The sequence below is a fragment of the Pontibacter kalidii genome, assembly GCF_026278245.1.
In the GTDB taxonomy this organism is placed as follows: Bacteria; Bacteroidota; Bacteroidia; order Cytophagales; family Hymenobacteraceae; genus Pontibacter; species Pontibacter kalidii.
Window position 1 is genome coordinate 3,343,693 of the sequence record NZ_CP111079.1, and the last position, 12,755, is coordinate 3,356,447.

The window sequence follows — 12,755 nt, forward strand, 5'->3', positions numbered from 1 at the left end:
CGAGGCAGGTTCTGCCTTTTTTTAATATTTAGTTAACATTAGTGTTGGGAATTATCCTCCCTAAGGAGTTACCTTTGCGGGCAAAAAATCAACCAACCCATTTTATGAAAAACTTTTACAGTATTCCGCAGCCTATGCTTAACAGTAGGTGTAGCAGGAAGCAAAGAGTTACATCCAAACATTACCAGAATTTCCTAAAGAAATTCTTACTCTCCACAATGTTCATGTTGTTATATGTGGCTGGGGTACAGGCCCAGGTAACAACAAGTAGCATTAACGGTACCGTAAAAGACGCAAGCGGTGCAGCTTTGATCGGCGCGACTGTAAGAGCAACGCACCAGCCGTCGGGTACAACCTATGGTGCTACTACTAATACAGAAGGCCAATTCAACATCGCGAACATGCGTGTGGGTGGTCCTTATACCGTAGAAGTAAGCTATATTGGCTACCAGGCTAAAAGCTATTCAGACATTACGCTACAGTTAGGTCGCCCCTATTCACTCAATGCCTCTTTAGCAGAGTCAGGCGGCATGCTGGATGAAGTAGTGGTAAGCGCAGACCGTTCTTCTGTTTTCAACGCGAACAAAACAGGTGCAGCTACTAACGTAGGCACGCAGCAGATCGAGTCGCTCCCAACCATCTCCCGTAGCCTTACCGACTTCACACGTCTGACGCCTCAGGCAAACGGCAACGGTTTCGCCGGTCGTGACGGACGTTTCAACAACGTGCAGATTGATGGAGCTAACTTCAACAACGCCTTTGGTCTGAGCGGCAACGCGCTGCCAGGTGGTAGTTCACAGCCAATCTCCCTAGACGCGATCGAAGAGGTTCAGGTAAACATCGCTCCTTATGATGTGCGCCAGTCTGGCTTTACAGGTGCCGGCGTAAACGCCGTTACGCGTAGCGGTACAAACAAATTCTCTGGTTCTGCTTATACTTTCTTCCGCAACCAGAATATGATCGGCACTAAGGTTGGCGACCGTGAGTTGCCAGAGCAAAACGATAACCAAAGCGTTACCTATGGTGCTCGTTTAGGCGGTCCGATCATTAAGAATAAACTGTTTTTCTTTGCCAACTATGAGCACGAGAAAGAGACTTTCCCGGGCATTACGTGGCTGGCTTCTCGCCCTGGCCTGACTGGCCCCAACGTTGCAAGAACAACTGCCACCGATCTTGAGAGAGTTCGTGAACACCTGATCAGCAATTATGGCTACAACCCAGGTGCTTATGAGAACTACGCGAACGAGTTCGCCAACGAGAGCAACAAGTTCCTGGTGCGCTTAGACTGGAACATCAGCGATAAGCACAAATTCACCATCCGTTACAACCAGGTGGTTGGCACAAGCGATCAGGTTATCAATGGTAACTCTGGCCCTAACCCACGTTCTTCATCTAACCGTGTGAGCTCCAGCTCCCTGGCATTCGAGAAATCAAACTATGGTTTCGAGAACACTGTTCGCTCGCTTACAGCAGAGTTGAACAGTACTCTTTCTTCCAAGCTTTCAAACCAGTTCCTGGCAACTTACAGCCGCATTCAGGATACACGCATAGCAAACGGAGAAGATTTCCCACTTGTTGATATCTGGGAAGGCGGCGACCAGTACATGAGCTTCGGTACGGAGCCGTTTACGAAGGGTAACGACGTCATCAACAACAACTACTCTTTCATCAACAACCTGACTTACTTGGCCGGCAAGCACACCATTACAGGAGGTGCCAGCTTTGAGTTGCTGAAGTTCGGTAACAGCTACCAGCGTTTCGCTACTTCTTATTACCGTTATGCTTCTGTTGATGATTTTATCAACAACGCGAAGCCTACCTCATACGCCATCACTTACCCATACGAAGGACAAGACCCTTATGCGCGTGTGAACTTTGCAACAGCGGGCCTTTACCTGCAGGACAGATTCTCGGTAAATAACCAGCTCGACATCACAGCCGGTGTCCGCGCTGAACTGCCGCTTTACCTGAACGACCTGACTGCCAACCCATCTATTGACAACCTGGTATTGCTGGACCCGGACGGAAACGAGAAGCAATACTCTAGCAGCACCTGGCCAAAATCAAAAGTGCTGCTTTCCCCACGCGTTGGTTTCAACTACGATGTAATGGGCGACGGATCGCTGCAACTGCGCGGTGGTACCGGTATCTTCACTGGCCGTATCCCGTTTGTATGGCTGACGAACATGCCAACGAACGCCGGCGTGCTGCAGAACACTTTAGAGCCGGTTAAAGCAGATGTGCTGGATGTAATCCGCTTTAACCCTGATCCTATGTACTGGGTAAACAACGGTCCGTCTGATGTGTTCATCAAGTCTCCTAAGGCCGGTGCCCCAGGTAGCTTTGCACTGGTTGACCGCGACTTTAAAATGCCACAGGTATGGAGAAGCAGCTTAGGCGCTGATTATTCTATCCCGGGTACCCCACTTGTAGCAATTGCCGACTTCCTCTACACAAAGGATATCCAGGGGGTTTACCAGTTCAACGCAAACAGAAAGCCCGCTCCAGGGAAGCTTAACAACTCTGGTGATACGCGTGACTTCTGGAACAATCATAAAGACGCTGATGGAAAAGAAGTTAACTTCACCAAGTACAACCGTGCAACCGGTGACGCGATCGTGCTGACAAACACAAAGAAAGGTGAGTCCCTATCTGCGACAGCTGGTCTGTCTCTTCCTGCAAGAGGCGGCTTCTTCGGCTCCGTGTTCTATACTTACACATATGCCAAAGATATCACAGGCAATCCAGGATCTAGCGCTGGTTCAGCTTGGTCTAACAACTACTCCATCAATGATCCAAACGAACTTCTGATGGGTATTTCTCAGTTTGCAATACCTCACCGTGTGGTAGGTAGCCTTTCTTACCGTAAAGAGTACGCCAACCACCTGGCAACCACCTTCTCTTTATTCTATGAAGGTGCTCACCAAGGTCGCTTTGCCTATACTTACAACGGCGACATCAACAAAGACGGTGTAAGCAACGACCTGCTGTACATTCCTAGCAACTCATCCGAGATGATATTCAAAGACATCAAAGACAAAAATGGTGTTGTTCAATTTTCAGCCCAGGAACAGCGTGAGGCGTTCGACAAGTTTGTTGACAACGACAAATTCCTGAAGGACAGCAGAGGCGGCTACGTAGAGCGTAACAACGGCCTGCTGCCTTGGCTGCACAGATTCGATGCCAGATTACTGCAGGATGTATTCACAAACATTGGAGACAACCGCAATACCCTACAGCTGAGCGTAGATGTGAAGAACATCGGCAACATGATCAACTCTGACTGGGGGGTTTACAAAGAACTGAACAGCGGCTCACAGTATAATTACGGTCTGCTGAAAGTGGCTAGTGTATCTGCTGAAGGTGTTCCATCCTTCAACATGATCACTGTGAGCGATAACGAAGGCAACACAATTCTGCCAGACTCTCCTTTCCGTGACACTTTCAGAACATCCAGCACCTGGAGCATGCAGGTTGGTCTGCGCTACATCTTCAACTAAGAAGTATAAAGCACTTACTACTAAAAGGGGCAGCAGTAGCTGCCCCTTTTTCTTTTACATATTTTTGAAAAGATGTTTTGCATGTAAAATATTTCTGCTATTTTTGTGCTCACAAACGGGGGATTAGCTCAGCTGGCTAGAGCGCTTGCATGGCATGCAAGAGGTCATCGGTTCGACTCCGATATTCTCCACACTGATTATCAGGCACTTATGAGGTAAAATTCGTAAGTGCCTTTTTTTTTGTGCACACAGTTTGCACACAACACCTATGTTAGGATATATCAGAGGCAATATTTTCTTAGCAACATAACTAAATTAGTTGTGCTTAATATAAATAATTCGAATTTCTCGCGTATACTAATAATACTTATAGTATTTTCGCATAATATTAAAATAAATATTGTTTGCTATGCTAACTGCTAAGGATATTGCTGAGTACTTGCTTCGACTCTCTGACTCAGAGGCGAGTGACATAACAAACTTGAAGATTCAAAAGTTACTGTACTATGTACAAGGTTTTAACCTGGCGATGCATGGTGAGAAAATGTTTAATGATCCTATTGAAGCGTGGCAGTATGGCCCTGTTGTCGCTGACTTATATCACGCTTACAAGGGAAATGGTAGTGGGGTAATATCTCCATCCAATAATTATGAATTTACTAGATCACTCACCGAAGAAGAAGAAGAGTTGATTTTAGAAGTCAATGATGTCTATGGCCAATTTTCCGGACCGAAGCTAATGCATATGACTCACGAAGAACGCCCATGGTTGGAAGCAATCGAGAAGAAGAATAAAGAGATCAACTTAAATACAATGCAGGTTTATTTTAAGCAATTGCTGACTGAATAAATAGAGTAATGCATATTAAAAACACAAGGGTCAACAAGGGGAAAAAAGTAAAGACACCTGAAACGACTCAAACCACACCGGATGCCACTCACCCGGTGTTTTGCTTTAGATACTTAGCAAAAGATTATGATTTGAGCACTTGTGATAAAGAAGAATTGAGTGCTTTTATAAAGCAGTTAGGAAACTTAAGCCAGCTTAATTGGCAACAAATTATAACTAGTGGCCGTCACAAAATGGGGCTTGAAAAAATAGCTCGTAAATCAATCAAAGGCCGTATACCTAGTTGGATTACCAGTGACGTTGATCATTTTTTGGCTTTGCGTTTTCAAGGGAAAAAACCTTTTGTGGGCCACAGAAAAGGAAATATATTGCACGTCTTTTGGATTGATACTAAATTTAGCTTGTACTCCCATTAAGCCAACAACACCTCCAATCGCATTTTCCACTTCTCCCAGTCCGGCATTTCCTTTTCCTGCAGGTCAAAGAATTTCTGTGTGTGGTCGTGGTGCACCAAATGGCAAATTTCGTGTACTATCACATACTCAATACAGCCTTTAGGTGCCTTGATAAGTTCGGGGTTTAGGATAACCTTTCCTTTAGGCGTACAACTGCCCCAGCGAGTAGGCATCTCTCTTAAAACTATGCTGGAGGGCTCCACATTGTAGAGCTTGAAACGCTCAATCCATGGGGCTGCATATTGTTTAAACCGTACACGGGCATGCTCCAGGTACCACTTCTTTAGCAGCTCTTCTGCCCTACCCTTTTCCGTGCAGGTCACTTCTATGAAACGGCCTCTCAGCTTTACTACATTAAGGGGACCCTCTATTACTTTCAATCTGTACTGCCTGCCTAAATATAGGTGCGTTTCACCACTCACATACTTCTTAGGTGCCGCCTTTGGGTGAAAGGTCAGGAAGAAACTTTGCTGCTTTAGAATCCAGGGTGCCTTGTCCCGCAGCTTCTGCTTTATCTTATCGATTGGAGCATCTACGGGGGCTTTTACAAGCACTTCCATGTTTGGGGTAACGGATATACCTAAACTCTTACGGACACTGTAAACAAGCTTAAAATAAATGGTTTTAGAGCCAAACTGTATGCTATCCTGAATCACTTATACCTAATCTTTGCTACCTCTATACACTTCTCTGCAATGGCATCCATCTCACCAAATGAAAGGGGCACCTTATACTTATCACGTACCTCGTCAATCAGGTAATCCCCTATATCAATATTGAGCTTGCCTAATAAGTCCTTATTCTTGTGCCAATCAATTTTGGGTTGCCCCTGGTCCAAGATGGTTTCATGCATAATAGCATCAATGGCAAGGGCGGTGGCTACAGAAACTTCCAGCCGTTTCGCCTGCTCTTCTATCTTTTCAACCAAAGACTCTTGACAGAGGCCAAAATAGGCTCTTGCTATTTCTTTGTGCTGGAGCGGTGCGGGTATTTCATTATCTGTATGTGATAGTACCGCGTCCATCATCTCTTTGGCCCGCTTCAGGTACTCGGCTTCTGAAATGCGCTTTTCTTCGTACTCTTTTATCGTCTCTTTCAGCATCTCCGAGAACTTCTTATAGAAAGCGGGGTCTTCCTCCATCTTCTCGGCAATGTGTTTGGCTGTTCTTGACGCAATACGGTCTGCCTTGGCAGCATCTCCGATGGCCTTTTCTACTTCCAGCTCGAATTTATCCTTGTCGAAGATGTTGACCAGCTCTACCACTGTCTCAACTCTATCAGTCTGAATATGCTTGTCGATTAGTTTCTGAATTTGGCTTTCGTATTGCTTAAAATCGATTGTATCGGAATAACGCTGTGTGACAGAGGCTCGGAGCTTCAGGAAGAAAGCGGCGTCTTCTTTATACCTGTCAACCTCTTTCGGGTCTGTCTTGGTCACAAACTCCAGCGATGAAAGCGCTATTTTCAGCGTACGGGCGTAAATAGAGAGCTTATCATAGAAAGCTGAACGCAGGGCTTCATCTCGCAACAACTCTTCATAAGCTTCTGCATCTCGCTTATTTGGCACCGCTTTAAAAATATCCCATAGCTCGGAGTGGCGCTGCGGCAGCTTCTTCACCTCCTCTATAATGTTGGTCAGGGTGCCTGCCAGTTCATCTTCATCGAAGTCCTCTAATCCTGAATAGGTGTCGAGCGCTTCATCTAATTGACCTAAAATACCATAATAGTCTATCACATAGCCAAAGTCTTTGCCTGGGTATAGGCGGTTTACCCTTGCTATGGCCTGCAGCAACTTATGCTCTTTCAGGTTACGTGTGATGTAGAGCACCGTATTTTTCGGAGCGTCAAAGCCTGTTAGGAGCTTATCGACTACTATGATTATTTCGGGCTCTTCCTGGTGCTTATAGCGGCTGATGATGTTTTGCTCGTATTTTTCTTTGGTGCCATGTTCGTTCATCATCTTGGCCCAAAACTGTTTTACCTTGTCCTCTGATTTTCCAAAAGCACTGTCTTCACCCTCTCTTTCGTCCGGCCCTGAAATAACCAGTTCACAACTTACTAAGCCTATTTCATCCAAGTACTCTTTGTATTTGATGGCAGCGACTTTGTTTGGGCAAACCAGCTGTGCTTTGAACTGCCCTTTTTCGCCTTTGCTCTGCCAATTGTCGCGGTAATGATGGCTGATGTCCCAGGCAATAGCATACATTTTCTGTTCTGCCTGGTTCAGCTGGTCAGCACGGCTGAATTTCTTCTTCAGGTCGGCTTTTTGGTAATCAGTAAGGGACTCCGACACCATTTGAAAATAATTGTCGATAGCATTGGCGCTTACCTGCTGAAACGCATGGCGCCCCTCATACAGAATAGGCACCACAGCACCATCTTCTACCGCCTTGGTTACCGGGTACTCGTCTATGATACCGCCAAACTTGGAGGCGGTGCTCTTTTCCTTTTTCATCAAAGGCGTACCTGTAAAGGCAATGAAACAGGCGTTGGGTAGGGCCTGCGCCATCTTCACGTTAAAGGTTCCGTACTGGGTGCGGTGCCCCTCGTCAATCAGCACAAAGATGTTAGGTGAGGTAAGCGGCTGTTTTATGTTGTTGACTGCCTTTTCAAACTTGTTGATAATGGTTGTCACTACAGCATCACTCCTACTTTGCAGCTTTTCTGCCAGGTCTTTACCTGTCTTGGCCCGTTCTACCAGCATATCACACTTCTTGAAAGTGGTGCTGATTTGTTCGTCTAAGTCGGTGCGGTCAGTTACCAGTACAATCTTAGGGTTGGTAATGCTCTTGTCCATGGCAATAGCCTGTGCCAACATTACCATGGTAAGGGACTTGCCGCTTCCTTGAGTATGCCAAATTACACCCCCTTGGCGCTTACCACCTTGAATATGGTGCACCCGCTTGCTGATTTTGTTGATAGCAAAGTATTGCTGGTAACGAGCAATTTTCTTGATACCCCCATCAAACACGATGAAGCTATAAACTAAATCTAATAGGCGCTGCGGGCGGCATAGGCCGTATAGCAATTCATCCTGCTTGGTAAACCTTACCCCGTCTTTCTCCAATGCTTCGAAGTGGTACCTTACATAGGCGTAGCGACCGCTAAACAAATGCTTATGCTGTGCAGGCTGCAGCGGCTGGTTCTTCAAAACTTGCAGCTCTTGTTTATAGGCTAAGAGTGAAGTTTCTTTTTCCAGTTTGGTTTTACCCGCTGGCTTCTCTTCCCACTGTGCCCAAAACTTATGGGGGGTGGCATTGGTAGCGTAGGCCGCCTGGTTAGTGGCAATGCTAAGGCAGAGCTGCGCATACACATATAATGAGCGTATGCCGTCTTCCTGCTGATTGCGCAGATGTTGAGAAATGGCCTGCTCCAACGGGTCTTTTATATCAGAGCGCTTGCACTCGATAATACAGAGCGGTATACCATTAACAAACAGCACAACATCAGGTCGGTAATGGTCTTGGCTTGCGGCCCGCATAACGCTGTACTCTTCTGTAACGTGAAACACGTTCTTGCTCCAGTCCTGCCAGTTAATATACTGCAGGGTATAGCTCTTTTTGTCTCCCTCTATACTTTGCTCCAGGGCCTTACCCAGCGTAAGCAGGTTATAAACATGCTCACAAGCTGCCATATACCCATCCTGCATCGGCACATCCTTTAAGGCTTGTATACCTGCTTTGATATTACTGTCTACAAATTCGTAGCTCTCGCCTTTGTAGGTAATGCTGTTGATGCACTCCAGCTGCTGACGCAGCACACCCTCCAGCAACACTGCTGTGGTTTTACCGCCTCGCAACTGCAGCGCTTCTTCCTGTGTCAGGTAGGTATAGCCTACTTTCTGCAGAAACTGCAGCGCGGGTATTTGGCTGATGTGGTCTTCGAGAAAAGAGGGAGTTTCCATAGTTTAGCTAACTGGTTCTGCTTTTAGATTTACCCGTACCTGACCTGTCAGGAGCTTCTGCACTAGGCCTTTTTTCTGTTGTTTTAGTGCATTGAGCTTTTGCTGCAAGACTTCGATTTCTTTATCTGCGGCTTGAAGGACGGAAGCTATTTTTTGCTGCTCTCTAAAATCAGGTATAGATAATTTTAGGTTAAAGAAATCTACAGGGGTTACATTTAACAATCCATGTGCACGACCTCCCTCATGTGCAATCTTCTTTAGCTCACGATTCAAGAAACCAGCATTAAAGTAATGCTCCATAAATTCAGGTGAGTGCTTACTTTCATTCTTCAAACCGAAGCAAATGTATAGAGTCGTAACTACACCTGCCTCATAGTATTTCAGTCTTTTAATAGCCCCCATAGGGTATCCATTAGAGTAGCTTTTATTATAAGCGAACTCTCCTTTCCTTAGTAGGAAATAATTATCAAGCGTTTCACTCGCTACTTGTTTGTTAAAGTAATGCTCCTGATTTATTAATCCCTTTTGAGCAGAAATAGTAAGCACATTGGTATTTGCATCTGTATTCTTTCGTGTCACACGATTAAAAACATCCCCTAATGTTACTTCCTGCCATTCATCTGTAAACTCCTTAAACCGTTTTTTACCAGTAAGGAGCTGCTGCATTAGAGCTTTCTTGCGCTTTTGCTTGGCGGCAATTAGCTGCTGCAGTTTCTCAATGCCATTATCCCAAGTAGAAAATATAGTGCCTATGGCGCGTTGTTCCTCAAAAGGCGGCTTTATTACTTCGATTGATGAACATACTTCTTTGTTAAGTTTGGGCTGTGCAGTTCCTGTATTATACTTGTCATACTTTAGGCTCTCCAAATATTCTGTTAAGAAACCTATATCCATATCTTGGTTTGGACGCAGTACGTGAGCGTGATTATTTACCCATATCTTGCCCGACACCTTAAACGCAAGAGGAGTACTACGATTCAGAATATTAGCTCCATCTTCACCTAACAGAATCAACTCTTCATCGAAAATAAAGTTATCAACATAATCAATTATGCCTGACGCTCCATAATATGGGTAAATACCCCTACGCATTGCCCTGTCACTTTCTTTTATGGGTTTCCTTTTACCATCAAGAAAAGTGCATACTTTACCTAAAGTTGTAACCTCCCAACCAACAGGAATGCATTTCGTTTCAAGCAACTTATCCTCTGCTTCTGCTATCATAAGTTCATTAGATTTGAAAGTGTTTGATATAATAATCGGCTTGGCATTCTACCTATCCTATCGTTAAGCAAGTCATTAGGAAAAGACTGATTAAGAGCTTTCATAATAATACTCTCAAGCCTACTTAATCTTCCTATTTCGAGAACACCAAATGTGTTTAGCCGAATTACATTGTAAGAAAGCACTATATCCAAAGCTTGCCTATACTCTTCGTAGTTGTACTCGCCACTATAGTTTGATAGCTTTCTATTTGCTGTGCTCCGAACCAACTTATTCCAATCCCAATTTGGTCTTGGGTCGTAGTACAAGTGGCTCTGAAAGCGGTGCAGGAAATGCTTTTTAGCTTTGCCTACATACACAGGTGTATTACCGTCAAACATGATGTAGATACCCTGCCCATAATATTCTTCTTTATGCAGGTCATAGAAAGCTATAGCACCAGGGTTACCATTAAGCACCATATCTTCCATTGTAAGAGAGCCATACCTTACCTTTTCAGAGGCAATAATTCTCTCAGCTGCTTCCTGCACAGTAAGGTCAGCAATAGCTGAATAAGGGATTACTCCATTCATCATCTATAGGCTCAATTCTTCCAAATAGCTTTTCATTTCCTGCTGCACCGCTGCCAATTCATCTTCCAACTTGTCAATCTCTTGTTGCACGGCCTGCACATCAATAGCATCCTCTTCTTCAAAGGTGTCCACATAACGCGGGATATTCAGGTTATACTCGTTTTCCTGCAGCTCCTCAGGAGTAGCAACATAGGCAAACTTGTCCTCTACAACACCCGCTTCAAGCTCACCACTATTAAAACGTCGGTAAGTATCTACAATCGCGTTGATATCCTGCTCGCGAAGCCTATTTTGGTTCTTTCCTGGTTCGTAGCGCTGGCTGGCATCTATGAACAGCACATTCTTGTTAGTGCCTTTTCCACGGTTAAAGATTAGGATAGCAGCAGGAATACCGGTACCAAAGAATAAGTTAGACGGCAGGCCAATCACAGCCTCCAGCAAGTTTTCTTCAATGGCTTTTTGACGAATCTTACCCTCAGAAGAGCCACGGAACAGTACACCATGCGGCACCACTACACCTACCTTACCCCTACCCTCGTAGGTAGTCTCAATCATGTGCGAGATAAAGGCCCAATCTCCCTTGCTAATAGGTGGCACCCCACGCCAAAAGCGGTTGTGTGGGTCTGCAGCGGCTTCATCAGCACCCCACTTATCCAGCGAGAAAGGCGGGTTGGCAACTACTGTATCAAATTTCATTAGGGCATCACCCTCTTTCAGTTTTGGGTTGCGGATAGTATCACCCCAGCGCACCGTAGCATTATCAAAGCCATGCAGGAACATATTCATTACAGCCAGTGCCCAAGTACTACCGTTGGCTTCCTGTCCGTAAAGCGAGAAGTTATCAGAACCTACTTCACGGCCTGCCTTAATCAACATCGAGCCCGAACCGCAAGTAGGGTCACAAATACGAGCTCCAGGTGCCGATTTAGTCAATTTGGCAATAAGCGTAGAAACCTCACCTGGGGTATAAAACTCTCCCGCTTTTTTTCCTGCATCAGAAGCGAAGTGAGCTATCAGGAATTCGTAAGCATCACCGATGATGTCGTTACCAGCCAAATGGGATGGACGCAGGTCCAGCTTCTTATCACTGAAGTCAGTCAGCAAATTCTTCAGGCGCGTCTTCTTGTCCTTAGCGTCACCCAGGTTACTGGAGTTAAAGTCGATGTTACGGAAAATACCCGAACCGTCTTCACCTCCTAATTTTTCACGGTTAGCTTCCTCTAAGTCATTTAAGGCAATGTTTATCAGTTCACCAATATTGGTCTCGTTGCGGTGCTCGTACAGGTAATCAAATGTACAATGCTCGGGCACCACAAAACGCTCGTGACGCATGGCACGCTCTGCACGCTCCTTATCACCGTCATACTTCTCTAAGTACTTGCTAAATTTATCCTTATGCACATCGCTTACATACTTCAAGAAGAGCATGGTAAGGATATAGTCTTTATACTGGCTTGGGTCGATAACGCCTCTAAAGGTATCGCACGCTTTCCAAACTATGTTATTAATCTCCTGCTGTGTAATTTTCTTTTCCATTATATAAATATATAAATTAATATTATTGTTGCACCGCTAATAGTAGTTGACTTTGAATTTGTTGCTCTCGTAGCACTTCTAACAGCTGCATAATCTGCTTTTCTCTGTTTCGTAATTGCTGAATCCTGAGCACCTGCTGCTGTCGCTCTAAGCTTGGCAATGGCACCTCCAATTCTTCCAGCGTCTTTTTAGAAATGGATGGTATAGAAGAACCTCTTGCCTGATGCTTCAGTTGCGCTTGGGTAACTGGGTGGTTCAGGTACCAGGCCAGGTAGGCTGGCAATACTTGTTGGACGCTTTTCTTCATAGGCTTCAAGATTAAAAATATGGATGATGCGATGGCCTGCCCCATGGCAGAATCGTACTCTACGGCAAAATTATTGGCACCCTTGGCTACAAATAGCACGTCACTTTCTGATAATAGGTGCCTGCTTAGACCACCCTCAATCACAACATTAGGCACTATACTCCCCTGCAGTTTCCCAAAGGCGTCAAACATACTGGCTTGCAGGTAAGTAGCTTCACCATTAGGCACCGTCTTAGCATACACCCCAGTTTGTATAGCGACAAGCTCTTTTAGTAGCATTTTCATATTATTTTATTCAGTAATCACTCTACAAACATATAGCATTATTCTATATTTCGAAAGTTTTAGCTTCAGTAATCAGTCTACTAATTTTTACATATATAAAGTAAAGCTTTAATAACCAATCA

Annotated in this window: 9 protein-coding genes and 1 tRNA gene; 4 read left to right on the forward strand and 6 right to left on the reverse strand. The window is 44.9% G+C overall.

Going from position 1 to position 12,755, the window contains the following annotated elements; all coding sequences use genetic code 11:
• Window positions 1-218: 218 nt before the first annotated feature.
• The 4 genes from OH144_RS13900 to OH144_RS13915 all read left to right on the forward strand — a co-directional run bounded on the left by OH144_RS13900 (window position 219) and on the right by OH144_RS13915 (window position 4,766).
• Entirely contained in the window at window positions 219-3,500 is a 3,282-nt protein-coding gene (locus OH144_RS13900; protein WP_266202850.1) for a TonB-dependent receptor, read from the forward strand.
• A 117-nt stretch (window positions 3,501-3,617) separates the two neighbouring features.
• A tRNA-Ala gene (locus tag OH144_RS13905) sits at window positions 3,618-3,691 on the forward strand.
• A 218-nt stretch (window positions 3,692-3,909) separates the two neighbouring features.
• Window positions 3,910-4,350 carry a Panacea domain-containing protein gene (locus tag OH144_RS13910; protein ID WP_266202851.1) on the forward strand — a complete coding sequence of 147 codons (441 nt, stop codon included), beginning with the start codon at window positions 3,910-3,912 and terminating at the stop codon, window positions 4,348-4,350.
• Window positions 4,351-4,358: 8 nt separating this feature from the next.
• Complete coding sequence (locus tag OH144_RS13915; RefSeq protein WP_266202852.1) at window positions 4,359-4,766, forward strand: hypothetical protein; 408 nt, start codon at window positions 4,359-4,361, stop codon at window positions 4,764-4,766.
• On the opposite strand, the gene OH144_RS13920 is transcribed toward OH144_RS13915, so the two are convergent.
• The 6 genes from OH144_RS13920 to OH144_RS13945 are packed head-to-tail and all read right to left on the reverse strand — an operon-like array spanning window position 4,763 to window position 12,633.
• The gene (locus OH144_RS13920; protein WP_266202853.1) at window positions 4,763-5,461 is read right to left on the reverse strand and encodes a M48 family metallopeptidase; all 699 of its coding nucleotides are present in this window, start codon (window positions 5,459-5,461) and stop codon (window positions 4,763-4,765) included. The genes OH144_RS13915 and OH144_RS13920 overlap by 4 nt on opposite strands.
• Window positions 5,458-8,709 carry a type I restriction endonuclease subunit R gene (locus OH144_RS13925; RefSeq protein WP_266202854.1) on the reverse strand — a complete coding sequence of 1,084 codons (3,252 nt, stop codon included), beginning with the start codon at window positions 8,707-8,709 and terminating at the stop codon, window positions 5,458-5,460. The genes OH144_RS13920 and OH144_RS13925 overlap by 4 nt, the downstream gene beginning before the upstream one ends.
• Before the next feature lie 3 nt (window positions 8,710-8,712).
• The gene (locus tag OH144_RS13930) at window positions 8,713-9,933 is read right to left on the reverse strand and encodes a restriction endonuclease subunit S (RefSeq protein WP_266202855.1); all 1,221 of its coding nucleotides are present in this window, start codon (window positions 9,931-9,933) and stop codon (window positions 8,713-8,715) included.
• On the reverse strand, window positions 9,930-10,508 hold the full coding sequence (locus OH144_RS13935; RefSeq protein ID WP_266202856.1) for a hypothetical protein: 579 nt from the start codon (window positions 10,506-10,508) through the stop codon (window positions 9,930-9,932). The genes OH144_RS13930 and OH144_RS13935 overlap by 4 nt, the downstream gene beginning before the upstream one ends.
• Window positions 10,509-12,041: a type I restriction-modification system subunit M gene (locus tag OH144_RS13940; RefSeq protein ID WP_266202857.1), complete on the reverse strand. Its 1,533-nt coding sequence runs from the start codon at window positions 12,039-12,041 to the stop codon at window positions 10,509-10,511.
• A gap of 22 nt (window positions 12,042-12,063) precedes the next feature.
• Window positions 12,064-12,633, reverse strand: coding sequence for a restriction endonuclease subunit S (locus OH144_RS13945; RefSeq protein WP_266202858.1), 570 nt, complete (start codon window positions 12,631-12,633; stop codon window positions 12,064-12,066).
• Window positions 12,634-12,755: the final 122 nt, after the last annotated feature.

Excerpts from the sequence above, each read along its gene's own strand:
- OH144_RS13900 (WP_266202850.1), top strand. The coding sequence starts at position 219 with ATGTTCATGTTGTTATATGTGGCTGGGGTACAGGCCCAGGTAACAACA.
- OH144_RS13910 (WP_266202851.1), top strand. The coding sequence starts at position 3,910 with ATGCTAACTGCTAAGGATATTGCTGAGTACTTGCTTCGACTCTCTGAC.
- OH144_RS13915 (WP_266202852.1), top strand. The coding sequence starts at position 4,359 with ATGCATATTAAAAACACAAGGGTCAACAAGGGGAAAAAAGTAAAGACA.
- OH144_RS13925 (WP_266202854.1), bottom strand. The coding sequence starts at position 8,709 with ATGGAAACTCCCTCTTTTCTCGAAGACCACATCAGCCAAATACCCGCG.
- OH144_RS13930 (WP_266202855.1), bottom strand. The coding sequence starts at position 9,933 with ATGATAGCAGAAGCAGAGGATAAGTTGCTTGAAACGAAATGCATTCCT.
- OH144_RS13935 (WP_266202856.1), bottom strand. The coding sequence starts at position 10,508 with ATGATGAATGGAGTAATCCCTTATTCAGCTATTGCTGACCTTACTGTG.
- OH144_RS13940 (WP_266202857.1), bottom strand. The coding sequence starts at position 12,041 with ATGGAAAAGAAAATTACACAGCAGGAGATTAATAACATAGTTTGGAAA.
- OH144_RS13945 (WP_266202858.1), bottom strand. The coding sequence starts at position 12,633 with ATGAAAATGCTACTAAAAGAGCTTGTCGCTATACAAACTGGGGTGTAT.